At 70.6% G+C, this 15,266-nt stretch carries 13 protein-coding genes and 3 tRNA genes; 9 read left to right on the forward strand and 7 right to left on the reverse strand.

All coding sequences use genetic code 11. From position 1 onward, the window contains the following. Positions 1-271: 271 nt before the first annotated feature. The gene (locus tag ACIRQY_RS10975; RefSeq protein WP_403923742.1) at positions 272-1,936 is read left to right on the forward strand and encodes a prenyltransferase/squalene oxidase repeat-containing protein; all 1,665 of its coding nucleotides are present in this window, start codon (positions 272-274) and stop codon (positions 1,934-1,936) included. Here the strand turns inward: ACIRQY_RS10975 and ACIRQY_RS10980 are convergent. Beyond that, a complete protein-coding gene (locus ACIRQY_RS10980) occupies positions 1,891-2,391 on the reverse strand; it encodes a MarR family winged helix-turn-helix transcriptional regulator (RefSeq protein WP_403923745.1) in 501 nt (166 codons plus the stop codon). The genes ACIRQY_RS10975 and ACIRQY_RS10980 overlap by 46 nt on opposite strands. Before the next feature lie 193 nt (positions 2,392-2,584). On the opposite strand from ACIRQY_RS10980, the gene ACIRQY_RS10985 reads away from it, so the two are divergent. The 4 genes from ACIRQY_RS10985 (at position 2,585) to ACIRQY_RS11000 (ending at position 6,760) form a co-directional block, all read left to right on the forward strand. After that, positions 2,585-3,001 carry an organic hydroperoxide resistance protein gene (locus ACIRQY_RS10985; protein WP_351789189.1) on the forward strand — a complete coding sequence of 139 codons (417 nt, stop codon included), beginning with the start codon at positions 2,585-2,587 and terminating at the stop codon, positions 2,999-3,001. A 178-nt stretch (positions 3,002-3,179) separates the two neighbouring features. Continuing rightward, the gene (locus ACIRQY_RS10990) at positions 3,180-5,231 is read left to right on the forward strand and encodes a phosphocholine-specific phospholipase C (RefSeq protein ID WP_403923749.1); all 2,052 of its coding nucleotides are present in this window, start codon (positions 3,180-3,182) and stop codon (positions 5,229-5,231) included. A 160-nt stretch (positions 5,232-5,391) separates the two neighbouring features. After that, a complete protein-coding gene (locus ACIRQY_RS10995; protein ID WP_403923752.1) occupies positions 5,392-5,934 on the forward strand; it encodes a VOC family protein in 543 nt (180 codons plus the stop codon). Further along, positions 5,927-6,760: a MerR family transcriptional regulator gene (locus ACIRQY_RS11000; RefSeq protein ID WP_403923755.1), complete on the forward strand. Its 834-nt coding sequence runs from the start codon at positions 5,927-5,929 to the stop codon at positions 6,758-6,760. Before ACIRQY_RS10995 ends, ACIRQY_RS11000 begins: the two co-directional genes overlap by 8 nt. Positions 6,761-6,815: 55 nt before the next feature. Here ACIRQY_RS11000 and ACIRQY_RS11005 read toward each other — a convergent pair whose 3' ends face one another. From ACIRQY_RS11005 to ACIRQY_RS11030, 6 genes are all read right to left on the reverse strand, one after another. Beyond that, on the reverse strand, positions 6,816-7,277 hold the full coding sequence (locus ACIRQY_RS11005) for a hypothetical protein (protein WP_403923758.1): 462 nt from the start codon (positions 7,275-7,277) through the stop codon (positions 6,816-6,818). A 189-nt stretch (positions 7,278-7,466) separates the two neighbouring features. Next, positions 7,467-7,925: a hypothetical protein gene (locus tag ACIRQY_RS11010; protein WP_403923761.1), complete on the reverse strand. Its 459-nt coding sequence runs from the start codon at positions 7,923-7,925 to the stop codon at positions 7,467-7,469. Positions 7,926-8,293: 368 nt separating this feature from the next. Beyond that, a complete protein-coding gene (locus tag ACIRQY_RS11015; RefSeq protein ID WP_403923764.1) occupies positions 8,294-8,947 on the reverse strand; it encodes a hypothetical protein in 654 nt (217 codons plus the stop codon). 157 nt (positions 8,948-9,104) lie between these two features. After that, positions 9,105-9,178, reverse strand: a tRNA-Ile gene (locus ACIRQY_RS11020). 165 nt (positions 9,179-9,343) lie between these two features. Then, positions 9,344-9,416, reverse strand: a tRNA-Asn gene (locus ACIRQY_RS11025). Between the two features lie 5 nt (positions 9,417-9,421). Continuing rightward, positions 9,422-9,494, reverse strand: a tRNA-Asn gene (locus tag ACIRQY_RS11030). A 157-nt stretch (positions 9,495-9,651) separates the two neighbouring features. Between ACIRQY_RS11030 and ACIRQY_RS11035 the strand changes: the two genes are divergently transcribed. From ACIRQY_RS11035 to ACIRQY_RS11050, 4 genes are all read left to right on the forward strand, one after another. Beyond that, on the forward strand, positions 9,652-9,963 hold the full coding sequence (locus ACIRQY_RS11035; protein ID WP_351789206.1) for a YtxH domain-containing protein: 312 nt from the start codon (positions 9,652-9,654) through the stop codon (positions 9,961-9,963). Positions 9,964-9,992: 29 nt separating this feature from the next. Beyond that, positions 9,993-11,432 (forward strand): FGGY family carbohydrate kinase, encoded by a 1,440-nt coding sequence (locus ACIRQY_RS11040; RefSeq protein WP_351789209.1) that lies wholly within the window; start codon positions 9,993-9,995, stop codon positions 11,430-11,432. 95 nt (positions 11,433-11,527) lie between these two features. Further along, complete coding sequence (locus ACIRQY_RS11045; protein WP_351789212.1) at positions 11,528-13,261, forward strand: ABC transporter ATP-binding protein; 1,734 nt, start codon at positions 11,528-11,530, stop codon at positions 13,259-13,261. After that, positions 13,261-15,186, forward strand: a complete 1,926-nt coding sequence (locus tag ACIRQY_RS11050) for an ABC transporter ATP-binding protein (protein WP_351789214.1) — start codon at positions 13,261-13,263, stop codon at positions 15,184-15,186. The genes ACIRQY_RS11045 and ACIRQY_RS11050 overlap by 1 nt, the downstream gene beginning before the upstream one ends. The last annotated feature ends 80 nt before the right edge of the window (positions 15,187-15,266 follow it).

A 15,266-nucleotide genomic window follows, 5' to 3' on the forward strand; every position in this document is an offset into this window, starting at 1 on the left:
GGCCCCTCACCCCCTCCGGGCGAAAGACCCACGGACCTCACCGGCCACCCCGCCCCCACGGCAGACCGGCCACGCCCGCCCCCCACACCACGACCGCAGCAGCCACATCCCCCGTGCCCAGCGACCCCCGCCCCACCCCTCGCACCCCATCCACCCCGAGCACCACCCCTCCCTCCCCACCCACGAAGCGCCCCCACACAAAGCCCCCCGAAGCACACCCACACAGAACACACCCCCACGAAGAACACCCGCACATGAAGGACACCCGCACATGACGCACTGCGCGCCGCCCTTGGCGGGGGCATCCCTCGCCGTCCCCGGGACCCGGTCGGGGACGGTGGCCGCGGACGGCCGTCTCGACCGCGCGCGGGCCCGGCTCGCCGGACGCCTGACGGCGGCGGCGGGAGCCGACGGGCTGCTCCACGCCCCCTGCGACAGCCGCCTCCTGGAATCGGCGCTCGCGCTGCGGCTGCTCACCGTGACCGGGACCGACCCGGACGCCCAGGAGCGCCTGACCCGTCGGCTCAAGACCGCTCTGGACGAGGGCCCGCCGGATCCGTTGCAGGAGGCGGCGGCCCGTGCGGCGATGGGCGAGTACGTGGACGGGCCGGCCGCGCTGAACCGGCTGCTCGGCGGTTTCGACCACTTCACCGCCGGGCGCAAGCGCCTGATGTTCCAGACCGTCCTGGCCGAGCTGGGCGCCCACCCCTTCCCCGAACTCCCCTCCCCCGGTTCGGTCTTCGAGGCGCGCGGCCAGCAGCACTGGCTGATCACGGAGATGGCCGCGCTGAAGGTCCTGCACGCCTTCGGCACCGGTTCGCCCCGGCTCGTCACCGAGGACGACTGGCGGGCGCTCGCGCCCTCCGCGCTGCCGGGCCCTCCCCCGTACGGCAACCATCTCGCCCGGATGCTCGCCCTGCTCGCGCTGCGGCACCGGTCCCGGTACGCGACGGCGGTACGGGCGCGGGCGCGGGACCTGCGGAGGGAGCTGCGCGCGGACGGCGGGCTGCCGTTCATCACCGGCATGGACGTCTTCGCGACGGCGACCGGCGGGCTCGCCCTGGCCGGGGCGGGGGCGCCCGAGGCCACCCTCCGGGCCCTCGCGTCCGCACTGACGTCTCATCAGAACCGTGACGGGGGCTGGGGGTTCGAGCGGGGCGTCACCCAGAGCGACGTGGACGACACCTCGTACTGCGTGGAGTTCCTGCGGGCGACGGCCCCGGAGCGGTGCGGTGCGGAGGTGGTGGCGGGCGAGCGGTACCTGCTGGCGCGGCACGGCGGGGACGGCGGCTTCCCCACCTTCGAGCCGGGGACCGCGTCGGAGGTGGCGATGACGGCCGCCGCGGTGAACGCGCTGGCTCCCGAACCCGCGTACCGGCGGGTGGTGGCGGACGCGGTCCGGTTCGTCGCGGACCGCCAGGAGACGACCGGGCCCTTCGAGCGGAGCTGGAGCCTCAACGAGAGCAACGCCCTGTTCCGCGCGGTCCTCGCGTACGACTCCTTCCTGGCCGCCGCGCCGGGCCACCCGGCGCTCGCCGGGGTCGCGCGGGCCCGGACGCGGGCGGTGGCGCGGCTCGTGGACACCCAGAACGCCGACGGCGGCTGGGGGCACGTGCCGAGCGACCCGAGCGACCCGATCAGCACCGCGTACGCGCTGATCGGGGTGGCCAGGACGCCCGCGCTGCCGTCGGCGGCGGGTGCCACGGAGAGGGCGGTGCGCCACCTCCTGGACCGGCAGCTCCCCGACGGGGGGTTCGTCTCACGTCCCGACCAGGCCGGTCCGAGGCCCCTGGCGTATCACGTGCCGCTGCTCACGGACGTCTGCGTGCTGCTCGGGCTGAACCACGCGCGCGCGTCCGTCGCACCGGCGGGTGCGCGGCGGCGGTCCGGTCAGCCGTCCGAGGCGCAGGGGGCGGGTCCGTCCGGGGCGGGGTGATCGAGCCGGTCGAGCCGGGCGGTCAGGGTGTCGAGGCGGTCGCGCAGGTCACGGACCTCTTCGAGGCGCAGACCGGTGGCCGCCGCGATGCGGCGGGGGACACTGAGGGCCCGCTCCTTGAGGGCGGCGCCCTCGGCGGTGGGGCGCACGGTGACGGACCGCTCGTCCTCGGGGCTGCGGCGGCGCTCGACGTGTCCGGCCGCCTCCAGCCGCTTGAGCAGCGGTGACAGGGTGCCGGAGTCGAGGCGGAGGCGTTCGCCGATGCCCTTCACGGGCAGTTCGCCGTGCTCCCAGAGGACCAGCATGACGAGGTACTGGGGGTAGGTGAGCCCGAGGTCCTTGAGGGCGTCGCGGTAGACGCCGTTGAAGGCGCGGGTGGCCGCGTGCAGCGAGAAGCAGATCTGGTGGTCGAGCCGGAGGAAGTCCTCGTCCGGGACCGTGGCGGGCGTCTCCATGCCCTCAGGATACGCGAGACCCTTCACACGCGATTGAGTTGTGCACAACTAAATAGTGCGCTATCAATAGAGGGCGGGCACGACAGAGGGCCACCGCGGGTGAGGTCACCGCGCGGACGGGTCACCGCACCGGAGGGTCACCGCCGCACAACCTTCCGGATCTTCCGAACCTCCCGAGGACAGGACGAGAACCATGGACGCCATCTACACCGCCGTCGCCACCGCCAACGGCCGCGAGGGCCGCGCCGTCAGCTCCGACGGCCACATCGACCTCGCCCTCGCCCACCCCCAGGCGCTCGGGGGCGATGGCCGGGGCACCAACCCCGAGCAGCTCTTCGCCGCCGGATACGCGGCCTGTTTCGCCAGCGCCATGCAGCTGATCGCCCGCCAGGAGAAGATCGACGTCACCGACGCCTCGGTCACCGCGGAGGTCACGATCGGCAAGGACCCCGCCGACGGCGGCTTCGGCCTCGCCGTCGTGATGCGCGCCGAGTTCCCCGAGCACCTCCAGGGCGAGGCGGGCCGCGCCCTCCTGGAGAAGACCCACGCCTTCTGCCCGTACTCGAAGGCGACCCGGGGCAACATCGCGGTCGAGCTCGTCGTCGAGTGACCCTCCCCCGGAGGGGGCACGGGCACGAGGGGTTCGTCCGCCGTACCGCGGGCAGTCACGGGACGGCCGCCGGGCAGTGGTCCGGGGGCGCTGTCCTTGGGTCGCCCGCCGGGCAGCCGCCCGGCCGTCGCGCGCGCACCCCGCCCCGCACCCGTACCCCCTCCGGAGGAGTCCCCCCATGGCCGAGCTCGACCGCCGCCGCTTCCTTCAACTCGCGGGCGGAACAGCCGCTTTCACTCTCCTGTCGGAGAGCATCGCGCGGGCCGCTGCGATCCCGGCGCAGGGCTCCACCGGCACGATCCAGGACGTCGAGCACATCGTCGTCCTGATGCAGGAGAACCGGTCCTTCGACCACTACTTCGGCGCGCTGAAGGGCGTACGCGGCTTCGGTGACCCCCGGCCGGTCACCCTGCCGAGCGGGAACCCGGTCTGGCACCAGTCCGACGGCAAGAAGGTCACCCTCCCCTTCCGTCCCCCGAGCGACCGCCTCGGCATGGAGTTCCTCCAGGGCCTCAACCACGACTGGGCGGGCGGCCAGAAGGCCTTCAACAAGGGCCGCTACGACCAGTGGATACCCGCCAAGACCCCGGCGACGATGGCGTACCTCACCCGCGAGGACATCCCCTTCCACTACGCCCTCGCGGACGCGTTCACCATCTGCGACGCCTACCACTGCTCGTTCATCGGCTCGACCGACCCGAACCGCTACTACCTGTGGAGCGGTCACACCGGCAACGACGGGACGGGCGGCGGCCCGGTCCTCGACAACGCCGAGGCGGGCTACGGCTGGAAGACGTACCCCGAGCGGCTGGAAGCGGCCGGGATCTCCTGGAAGGTCTACCAGGACATCGGCGACGGCCTGGACGCGGCCGGTTCCTGGGGCTGGATCGACGACGCCCACCGGGGCAACTACGGCGACAACTCGCTCCTCTACTTCAACAGTTACCGCAACGCCCGGCCCGGCGACCCGCTGTACGAGAAGGCCCGCACCGGCACGAACGCCAAGGCGGGCGAGGGCTTCTTCGACCGGCTGCGGGCCGACGTCCAGGGCGGAAAGCTGCCCCGCGTCTCCTGGATAGCCGCCCCCGAGGCCTTCTCCGAGCACGCCAACTGGCCCTCGAACTACGGCGCCTGGTACATCGCGCAGGTCCTGGACGCGCTCACCTCCGACCCGGACGTGTGGGCCAGGACGGCGCTCTTCCTCACGTACGACGAGAACGACGGCTTCTTCGACCACGTCGTCCCGCCGTACGTCCCCGGCTCCGCCGCCCAGGGCCTGTCCACCGTGGCCACCGGGCTCGACCACTTCCCCGGGAAGACCGGTTACACCGCCGGACCGTACGGCCTCGGCCCGCGCGTCCCGATGATCGTCGTCTCCCCCTGGTCCACCGGCGGCTACACCTGCTCCGAGACCTTCGACCACACCTCGGTCATCCGCTTCGTCGAGCAGCGCTTCGGGGTCCGCGAGCCCCAGATCTCACCCTGGCGGCGGACCGTCTGCGGCGATCTGACCTCGGCCTTCGACTTCACGCGTTCGGACACCTCGGCGGCGGCCCTGCCGCCGACCGCCGGCTACCGCCCGCCGGACCGGAACCGGCACCCCGACTTCCTCGCCACCGCCCCCGCGACCGGGACCATGCCCCGCCAGGAGCGCGGCGCCAAGCGGACCCGCCCCCTGAAGTACGCGCCGTACGCCGACGGCGCCGCCGACACCACGGCCGGCACCTACCGCCTCACCTTCTCCGGCGGTCCCTCGGCGGGCGCGCAGTTCCACGTGACCTCGGCGAACCGCACGGACGCCCCCTGGACGTACACGACGGAGGCGGGCCGGACGATCACGGACACCTGGAACACCACGTACTCCAAGGGCCTCACCGACCTCACCGTCCACGGCCCCAACGGCTTCCTCCGCCGCTTCCGCTCCCCAGGGAAGACCGCTGTCCCCGAGGTCACCGCCCGCCACGACGCCACCGGCGACCTCGGACTGACCTTCACCCACACCGGCCCGGCCACGACCGTGACCGTCACCCACACCTACGCGAACGCCCAGTGGACCCTGCGGGTCCCCCAGGGCGGGACGGTCACCCACACCGTCCCACTGACCTCCTCGTCCCGCTGGTACGACGTGACCGTCACGTCCCCGGCATCCCCGGACTACCTCCGCCGCCTCGCGGGCCACGTGGAGACGGGCACCCCGGGCACGACGGACCCGGGAATCCTCACGTACTGAGGCGACGCCGGGGGGCGGGGGCCCGGGGGCCCGGGGGGCCGCCCCGGACGCCGGTGCCCACGGGGCGGGGGGCCGCCCAGTGAAGGGACTCCCGGGGCGGCCCGGCAGCGGCCTTCCCGGGCTTGACCCTCACGCCGCGTGAGGCCCAAGGGTGGGGCTCATGAGCGACGACCACTACCCCGCGTTCGACATGAGCCCCGTGCCCGTCCCCGGCCCCGACGCGGTCCCGCCGGAGCCGTTCCGGGGGATCTACGGCATGCCCGCCTTCGCGACCGTCCCCACCGCCGACCTGGCCGCCTCCGTGGACTTCTGGACCCGGGGGCTCGGCTTCTTCGAACTGTTCACCCTGCCCGGCACGCTGGTGCACCTGCGCCGGTGGGCGTTCCAGGACGTGCTCCTCCTCGCGGCGGAGAGCGCTCCGGACCGGCCCCCGGCGACGAGCCTGAGCTTCGCGTGCGTGCTCAGCCAGATCGACCCGCTCGCCGCGGCCTGCCGCACCCTGCGCCCGGGCTCGGTCGAAGGCCCCCGGGACACCCCCTGGAACACCCGTGACATCGAGGTGATCACCCCGGAGAACGCGCGGATCGTCCTGACGGCGGCGAAGCCCTTCGACCCGGCCGGCCAGGAGGCCCGGAACCTGGCGGCCATGGGGATCGTCCCACCGGCCGACGCCACCGGCGACGACAATGGCGGACATGCCTGATGCCCCCGACGCCACCACTGGAGCCGACGGCGACGGCGACCGCGACGGCCTGACCGTCGGCCAGGTGGCGGCGCGGCTCGGCGTGACCGTCCGCGCGCTGCACCACTGGGACGAGACCGGCCTGGCCCGGCCGTCGCTGCGCACGGCCGCCGGATACCGCCTCTACACCCCCACCGACCGGGAGCGCCTCCACCGCGTCGTGGTCTACCGCGAACTGGGCCTCGGCCTGGACGACATCCGGACCGTCCTCGACGACCCGGCCGAGGACGTGCCCGGATCGCTGCGAACCCAGCGCGCCCGGATCACCGAACGGATCGAACGGCTCCAGCTGCTCGGCGCCGGACTGGACCGGATGATCGAGGCCCACGAACACGGCCTCCTCCTGACCGCCGAGCAGCAGACCGAGGTCTTCGGCCCGGCCTGGAACCAGGACTGGCCCGCCGAGGCCCGCGACCGCTACGGGGACACGGCCCAGTGGCAGCAGTACGCCGAACGCTCGGCAGCCCGGGGCCCGGAGGAATGGCGGACGGTCACGGAGGCGACCACGGCCCTCGACCGGGCCCTCGGCGACGCGATGGCCGCGGGCACGCCCCCGGACTCCCCGGAGGCGAACCACCTGGTCGAACGGCACCGCGAGGTCTTCGCCGCGTACTTCCCCCTCACCCGCCGGATGCAGGTGTGCCTGGCCCGCCACTACGAGACCGACCCGGCGTTCACCGCCCACTACGACACGGTCCACCCGGGCCTCGCGACCTGGTTCCGCCAGTGCGTCGACGCGAGCGCCCACGCGCACGGAATCGACCCGGAGACGGCGGGGTGGGAGTAGCAGACGCCGGCTCCCGGGGCCCGGGGCCCGGGGCCCGGGGCCACCGGATCGTGGATCACTCCTCGCAGTACACCCCGATGAAGACCTCTCCCTTCCAGGACTTGCCTTCCGGGACAAAAGCCCGATAGTCCACCAGACACTCTCCATTCCATTCACGGGAACGTGAACTCGTCAGATAGTTTTCACCATCCCTCAGCCTCCAGCCCTCCCCTTCAGCTTGCGAAAGCCGAGTGACATCCCTAGGCGACGCCCGGACGAAGTCCTTCCAGCGCATCCCCAGAGATTCCAGATATGCCACACCGTCGTCCGGCTTTGCAACGAAATACATATTCGCCGCAAAGCCATCCTTGTCTTCCTTCTCGCAGAACCTAAAAGAAGAAACTTGCGGCAGATCCCCTAGGGAGTACCTGGATTTCAACTGCGCCGACACCTCAGCAGTCGAACATGACCCTGAATCACTCGACGCCGACACCGAGCACGCCGAAGCCAGCAGACCCAGCCCGAGCAAGAAAGCCACAGTACGTCTATATCGCATCCCGGATCACCTTAGAGCCCCCCGCGTTCAACCCTGACCCGACATTTCTCATTATCGCACCGCGAGCATACACGGAACCTTCAAATGGGCCGCACCTGCCTCGTCACGATTCAGGGCAGGAACACGAAATACCTCTGCACCCCGAGGGTGTATATCTGTTGCCGTAGTCAGTCACGAACCTTGAACATCCCGCTCATACCACGGACCCGGGTCGTGCGGAAGAAACCCCTTGGCACCGCCTGACTCGGCAGAGCCAACGATGGAGAGGTAGACGCTGCACTTCTTTCCCGTACCAGCCCCGATGTAGTCGAATCTGACTCCATCGGGTTCATCAGGGTAGGTGTCGAACACCCAGCGCGCCGGACCCGTATATGTGAGGTTGACCTTGTCGACGGCCTGCCCACAACCCGTCTCCGGCTCCAGCACCTGCTCCAGCTCCGCGGAACCGTCCGCTCGAACCGTCAGTCGCCCGCCTCCGTCGGCCGACCAGACGCCCCGCACGTCAGTGGCAGCGAGCTTCGAGCCGCTCTCGTCGCCACCGAGAGCCACGAGGAATGCGACCACCACGGCGACCGTGACCCCTCCCGATGCAACCAGCAGCCAGTGGGTACTCCGCGAAATTCCAGTCACTCGAAGCCCTCATTCATCCACATGTGGAAAATCTCGACTTACGCAAAAGCCCCTGACTCCGCATAAGCCCCAGCCTCGGCCATGATCCTGGCCTCAGAACAAAATGACCCGCCCTGGAATTCCGCAGCATTCGCCCCCCGGAGGACATCCTTACCGATCTCCCTGCCTTTTGAATCATCATACAGATCCGTCACGATCGGGACGCTGCCCTTTCGGCAGACACGTCCCACAGGTATCCGCCCACGCAATCGCCCCCTCCTCGCCAAATTCTGCAGTCAACCTTGCCAGCCACAGCACATGTCGATATAAATCCTTGCCCAACTCCATACGGGGAGCATCGGCCTTCGAAACGCTTGCGGCCCAACCCTTTATCCTCTTGGCGACCAGGCATTCGAGAGGATGCCTGACGCACCTATCTCGTTCAGCAAGGTTCGACTCACGTACGGACCACTCCGCATGCGAGTCTGCTCCGTCTCCAGGAACCCAGGCGAGCGGCCAAGCCTGACGATCCACATACTCCCGCTCCAGAACGACCGTCTCTCTTGCGCCATCTCTTTTACGGATGGGCCGCCACCACCCGCTCCCCCTGCATGGTTCCTGACAGTTCCTCCAACATATTCACCTCCCTCGGCCGGGTCGACGCTGATGAACTGGCCCAGGCCGGGGTCGTATTCACGGGTGCCGATGTGGGTGAGGTTGGTTCCGGTGTCGGTGGGCCTGCCCAGGAAGGTCTTGTCGTCGGGCCAGGTGCCGCTCGTGGTGCCGCGGGCGCTGCCGAAGGGGGTGGCGCAGCGCTTGGTCGGTCGCTGGGCGGTGTCTGCGGTGAGGGAGAGGCCGCCGGTGCCGTGGTGGTCGGACGCGAGGAAGCGGAGCTTCTCCGTGCCGGTCTCGTTGGTGCGCGGCGCGATGGTGGTGCCTGCGACGCCGTAGTACCTGTGGGCCCACTTCTTGGTGCCCTTGAGGTGGACTTCGGTGGTCCCGAGGCGGGGCGTCGGCCCAGGGGGGCGAGTGGCGCGGGCCACAGTCGGAGATCCGCCGAACGAGGGGTTCGGGCGTGTCGGGCGGCCCGCGTCCAATCTCTGTCCCAGCGGGTGTGATTTCCTGCCCAGGACGGGCCGCCAAGGCCCTTCGTGCTCACGTCTGACCGATGAAGTGCCTGGTCACGACGTTTCTTCTGTGTGGGGCGGGTGGGACTCGAACCCACGGCCGACGGATTATGAGTCCGCTGCTCTAACCGGCTGAGCTACCGCCCCCGACGGTGACGCGCGTACAAGTGTGCGCGCCGTCTGCCGCAGCATAGCCGCTCATACGATCTCCTGCTCCGGAAGATCGGCTCTGCTGACCATGAAGACCCCGGGGCGGTCCCCGTGGTTCCCGCAGACGCGAAAAAGGACCCCGAAGGGTCCTCTTCCGTTCCGCTCCCCCGGCTGGACTCGAACCAGCAACCCTCCGGTTAACAGCCGAATGCTCTGCCAATTGAGCTACAGGGGATCGCGCTCCCCCGACTGGACTCGAACCAGTAACCTGCCGGTTAACAGCCGGCTGCTCTGCCAATTGAGCTACAGGGGATTGCTGCGTCGCAGCGATCGTACCCAGTCCGGCTGAACCGGGAGGGCGCTCGCTCGCTGCGAGACATACATTAGCGCAAGCAGGGGGGTGCTCCGCCAATCGGTATCGCCGCGGGCACCGGGGACACATCAGGGAAGCTCAGGGAAGGATGGTGGCCGTGCGGTACAAGCTGACGTTCGTCGTGGGACTCGGCCTCGGCTACGTGATCGGCACGCGGGCCGGGCGCGAACGGTACGAGCAGTTGAAGAAGTCCGTGCGGGACTTCACACAGAACCCGGCGGTGCGCAACGCCGCCGAGTCGGCCGCCCAGACCGGCCGCCAGGCCGCGGGCAGGGCGGCGCACGTCGTGGGCGACAAGGTCGGCGACCGGCTGCCGTCCTCCGTGACCGTCCGCATCCAGGCCCTGCGCGAGCGGAGCGCGGGCAACGGAAGGGTCGAGGACGACGACTGGGGCACCAGCAACACCTGAACCGTCCCGCGTGCGGCAGAATCGGGGGCATGGGGATAGTCGCCGGACTCGACAGCTCAGCGGAGTTCACACGCATCGTCGTCTGTGACACGGACACGGGTGCCGTACTGCGGCAGGGATACGCCTCTCATCCGGGCGAACCCAAGGCCGTCGACGTCGACCCGCAGACCTGGCTGCTCTCGCTCGGGGAGGCCGCCACCGGCGGGCTCCTCGAAGGCGTGGAGGCCATCGGCGTCTCCGCGCAGCAGCACGGACTCGTACCGCTCGACGCGCAGGGCGGCCTCGTCCGGCCCGCGCTCGTGCGCAACGACAAGCGGGCCCAGGTCGCCGCCGCCGACCTCGTCGACTCGCTGGGCGGCCGTCAGGCCTGGGCCGAGGCCGTCGGCTCCGTGCCCGCCTCCGGGCAGCCCGTCGCCAAGCTCCGCTGGCTCGCTCGCACCGAACCCGAGCAGGCCCGCCGGATCGCGATGGTCCTCCAGCCGCACGACTGGCTGGTCTGGCAGCTCCTCGGGAGGCCCGCCCGCCGCACCACCGACCGGGGCGCCGCCTCCGCCACCGGCTACTGGTCGGCCCGCACCGGCACCTGGCGCCCCGACCTGGTCGAGCTGGCGCTCGGGCACCGGGCCGTGCTGCCCGAGGTGCTCGGCCCCTCCGCCGCGGCCGGCACCACCCCCGAGGGCCTCCTCATCTCCGCGGGCACCGGCGAGACCATGGCCGCCGCCCTCGGGCTCGGGCTCGGACCGGGCGACGCGGTCGTCTCGCTCGGCGCCTCCGGCTCCGTGATGGCCGTCCACCACGAGGCCCTCGCCGACCCCAGCGGCATGATCACCTCCTTCGCCGACGCCACCGGCATGCACCTGCCGGTCGTCCACACCTCCAACGCGGTACGGGCGCTGCGCGGCACCGCCGAGATGCTGGACCTCGCCTCCCTGGAGGAGCTGTCCGCGCTCGCCCTGAAGTCCACCCCGGGCGCCTCCGGGCTCGTCCTGCTGCCCTATCTGGAGGGCGAGCGGACCCCGGACCTGCCCGGGACCGCGGGCACCCTCAGCGGCCTCCGGCGGGCCTCGATGAAGCCCGAGCACCTGGCTCGGGCCGCGTTCGAGGGGATGCTCTGCTCGCTCGCCGACGCCCTGGACGTGCTGCGCGCGCGGGGCGTCGAGGTGCGGCGGGTCTTCCTGCTCGGCGCCGCCGCCTCGCTCCACGCGGTGCAGGCCGTCGCGCCCGCCCTGTTCGGGGCGCAGGTCGTCGTCCCCCAGCCGGCCGACTACGCGGCGCTCGGTGCCGCCCGGCAGGCCGCCTGGGCCCTCGGGGTCGCCCGGGGCACCCTGTCCCCGTCCGCTCCCCCGGCCTGGCAGGGCGCCGCCGCCCAGGTGCTCGAACCCGGCGAGGAGCTGGCGGTCGGCCGGGCCGTGCGCCAGCAGTACGCGGCGACCCGGGACCAGATCCACCCGGGTGCCTTCGGTTCGTAAAGGTTCGTCAAGGTTCCTAAAGTCTTTCCCAGGGCCTCGCCCGCACCCCGAAACGGAGTCGTAACGCCCCGGGGGTGCGGGCGATAGTAGGAGCCGTGCTCATAAGACTTCTCCGAACCCACCTTCGGCCCCACCGAAAACCGATCGCGCTGCTCGTGCTGCTGCAGTTCCTGCAGACCTGCGCGAGCCTCTACCTGCCCACCCTGAACGCGGACATCATCGACAACGGCGTCGTCTCCGGGGACTCCGGCTACATCCTGCGGTTCGGCGCCCTGATGATCGGCGTCTCCGTCGTCCAGGTCGTCTGCAACATCGGAGCCGTGTACTACGGCGCGCGGACCGCCGCCGCCCTGGGCCGGGACGTGCGCGGCGCGGTCTTCGACCGGGTGCAGTCGTTCTCGGCGCGGGAGCTGGGGCACTTCGGCGCTCCCTCGCTGATCACCCGTACGACCAATGACGTGCAGCAGATCCAGATGCTGGTCCTGATGGCGTTCACCCTGATGGTCTCCGCACCCATCATGTGTGTCGGCGGTGTCGTGATGGCCCTCGGGCAGGACGTGCCGCTGTCGGGCGTGCTGCTCGCGGTGGTGCCGGTGCTCGGGATCTCCGTGTCGCTGATCGTGCGGCGGATGCGTCCGCTGTTCCGGACCATGCAGACGCGTCTCGACACGGTGAACCGGGTGCTGCGCGAGCAGATCACCGGCAACCGGGTGATCCGCGCGTTCGTGAAGGACGGGTACGAGGCGGACCGGTTCCGCGGCGCCAACGCCGAGCTGACCGACGTGTCGATGGCGACCGGCCGGCTGATGGCGCTGATGTTCCCGACGGTGATGACCGTCGTGAACATCTCCAGCGTGGCCGTCGTCTGGTTCGGGGCGCACCGCATCGACAGCGGCGGGATGCAGATCGGCGCGCTGACCGCGTTCCTCGCCTATCTGATGCAGATCGTGATGGCGGTCATGATGGCCACCTTCATGTTCATGATGGTGCCGCGCGCGGAGGTCTGCGCGGAGCGCGTCGAGGAGGTCCTGTCCACCGAGTCCAGCGTGGTGCCCCCGGCGGAGCCGGTGACCGTGCTCGACCGGCGCGGCCATCTGGAGGTGCGGGGCGCGGACTTCCGTTACCCCGGTGCGGAGGAGTCCGTCCTCAAGGACGTCGAGCTCGTCGCGCGGCCCGGTGAGACCACCGCGATCATCGGCTCCACCGGCAGCGGCAAGTCCACCCTCCTCGGGCTCGTCCCCCGGCTCTTCGACGCCACCGGCGGCCAGGTCCTGGTCGACGGCGTCGACGTGCGCACCCTCGACCCCGTACTGATGGCGAGGACGGTCGGGCTCGTCCCGCAGAAGCCCTACCTCTTCTCCGGCACGGTCGCCACGAACCTGCGCTACGGCAAGCCCGACGCCACCGACGAGGAACTGTGGCACGCCCTCGGTGTGGCCCAGGCGGCCGACTTCGTCCGGAAGCTGGAGCACGGCCTGGACGCCCCGATCGCCCAGGGCGGCACGAACGTCTCCGGCGGGCAGCGCCAGCGCCTCGCCATCGCGCGGACCCTGGTGCAGCGGCCGGAGATCTATCTGTTCGACGACTCGTTCTCGGCGCTGGACTACGAGACGGACGCCCTGCTGCGGGCCGCGCTGTCCGAGGAGACCGCCGACTCGACGGTGGTGATCGTCGCCCAGCGGGTCTCCACCATCCGTGACGCCGACCGGATCGTCGTCCTCGACGAGGGCCGGGTCGTCGGCACCGGGCGGCACCGGGAGCTGATGGCGGACAACGAGACGTACCGGGAGATCGTGCTCTCCCAGCTCACCGAGGCGGAGGCAGCCTGATGGCCGGTCCTGGCGGACGCATGATGGCCGGTGGCGGCCCCGACCAGCGGTCGATGGACTTCAAGGGGTCGGGCAAGCGGCTGCTGCGGCAGCTCGCGCCCGAGCGCGGCGCGCTCTGGGTGATGCTGGTCGCGGGTGTGCTGTCGGTGGCGGCCTCGGTGGTCGGTCCGAAGATCCTCGGCAAGGCGACCGACCTCGTCTTCGCGGGTGTGATCGGGCGGCAGATCGAGGGCGGCACGAAGACGGAGGCGATCCAGCGGCTGCGGGCCGCGGGCGACTCCGGTATGGCGGACATGCTGTCCGGGGTGGACTTCACCCCGGGGCGGGGGATCGATTTCTCTGCCGTCGGCACGGTGCTGCTCGTGGTCCTCGGCGTGTACGTGGCGGCGGGTCTGCTGATGCTGGTCTCCACCCGTATGTCGATCAAGGTGATCAACCGGACGGTCTACCGGATGCGGGAGGACGTCCAGGCGAAGCTGTCGCGGCTTCCGCTGTCGTACTTCGACAAGGCTCAGCGCGGTGAGGTCCTGTCCCGGGCGACCAACGACATAGACAACATCTCGCAGACGCTCCAGCAGTCGATGGGGCAGCTGGTCAACTCGCTGCTGACCATCGTCGGCGTGCTCGCGATGATGTTCTGGATCTCGCCGCTGCTCGCCCTGGTGGCGCTGGTGACGGTGCCGGTGTCGGTGTTCGTCGCGGCGAGGATCGGCAAGCGTTCGCAGCCGCACTTCGTCCAGCAGTGGAAGTCCACGGGCACGCTCAACGCGCACGTGGAGGAGATGTACAGCGGGCACACGCTGGTGAAGGTCTTCGGGCGGCAGGAGGAGTCCGCGAGGGACTTCCGCGAGCAGAACGAGGCCCTGTACGAGGCGGGGTTCAAGGCCCAGTTCAACAGCGGTGTGATGCAGCCGGTGATGTTCTTCGTCTCGAACATCAACTACGTCCTGGTGGCCGTGGTCGGTGGTCTGCGGGTGGCGAGCGGCACGCTCTCCATCGGTGACGTGCAGGCCTTCATCCAGTACTCGCGCCAGTTCTCGATGCCGCTGACGCAGGTCGCCTCGATGGCGAACCTGGTGCAGTCGGGCGTCGCGTCGGCCGAGCGGATCTTCGAGCTGCTCGACGCGGAGGAGCAGGAGCCCGACGCGCCGACCAGCGAGAACCCGGTGGACCTCAAGGGAAAGGTGGCCCTGGAGGAGGTCTCCTTCCGCTACGAGGCCGACAAGCCGCTCATCGAGGACCTGTCGCTGAGTGTGGAGCCGGGCCAGACGGTCGCGATCGTCGGTCCCACGGGTGCGGGCAAGACGACCCTGGTGAACCTGCTGATGCGGTTCTACGAGGTGACGGGCGGCCGGATCACCCTCGACGGGGTGGACATCGCGAGGATGACCCGGGAGCGGCTGCGGTCCGGGATCGGCATGGTCCTCCAGGACACCTGGCTGTTCGGCGGGACCATCGCGGAGAACATCGCGTACGGCGCGACGCGCGAGGTGACCCGGGCGGAGATCGAGGAGGCGGCGCGGGCGGCGCACGCCGACCGGTTCGTCCGCACCCTGCCCGAGGGGTACGACACGGTCATCGACGACGAGGGCTCGGGCGTCAGCGCGGGTGAGAAGCAGCTGATCACCATCGCGCGGGCGTTCCTGTCCGATCCGGTGATCCTGGTGCTCGACGAGGCGACGAGTTCGGTGGACACCCGGACCGAGGTCCTGATCCAGAAGGCGATGGCGCGCCTCGCGCACGGGCGGACCTCGTTCGTGATCGCGCACCGGCTCTCCACGATCCGGGACGCGGACGTGATCCTGGTGATGGAGAACGGTTCGATCGTGGAGCAGGGCACCCATGAGGAGCTGCTGACGTCCGGCGGGGCGTACGCCCGGCTGTACGCGGCGCAGTTCGCGCAGGCGGTGGCGGAGGTCGACTGAGCCACGGTCTCCGTACGGCGGGGCCGGGCCGCCGCGGCGGTGCGGCCCCGCCGTGTGTCCGCCGTCGGTTCGTTCGGTCT

Source organism: Streptomyces sp. NPDC101490 (assembly GCF_044767145.1).
Classification (GTDB): Bacteria; Actinomycetota; Actinomycetes; order Streptomycetales; family Streptomycetaceae; genus Streptomyces.

What these genes read in the sequence shown, in the direction of transcription:
- ACIRQY_RS10985 (WP_351789189.1), top strand. Translation starts at nt 2,585, where the DNA reads ATGGACGCCATCTACACCGCCGTCGCCACCGCCAACGGCCGCGAGGGC.
- ACIRQY_RS10990 (WP_403923749.1), top strand. Translation starts at nt 3,180, where the DNA reads ATGGCCGAGCTCGACCGCCGCCGCTTCCTTCAACTCGCGGGCGGAACA.
- ACIRQY_RS10980 (WP_403923745.1), bottom strand. Translation starts at nt 2,391, where the DNA reads ATGGAGACGCCCGCCACGGTCCCGGACGAGGACTTCCTCCGGCTCGAC.
- ACIRQY_RS11050 (WP_351789214.1), top strand. Translation starts at nt 13,261, where the DNA reads ATGGCCGGTCCTGGCGGACGCATGATGGCCGGTGGCGGCCCCGACCAG.
- ACIRQY_RS11000 (WP_403923755.1), top strand. Translation starts at nt 5,927, where the DNA reads ATGCCTGATGCCCCCGACGCCACCACTGGAGCCGACGGCGACGGCGAC.
- ACIRQY_RS10995 (WP_403923752.1), top strand. Translation starts at nt 5,392, where the DNA reads ATGAGCGACGACCACTACCCCGCGTTCGACATGAGCCCCGTGCCCGTC.
- ACIRQY_RS10975 (WP_403923742.1), top strand. Translation starts at nt 272, where the DNA reads ATGACGCACTGCGCGCCGCCCTTGGCGGGGGCATCCCTCGCCGTCCCC.
- ACIRQY_RS11040 (WP_351789209.1), top strand. Translation starts at nt 9,993, where the DNA reads ATGGGGATAGTCGCCGGACTCGACAGCTCAGCGGAGTTCACACGCATC.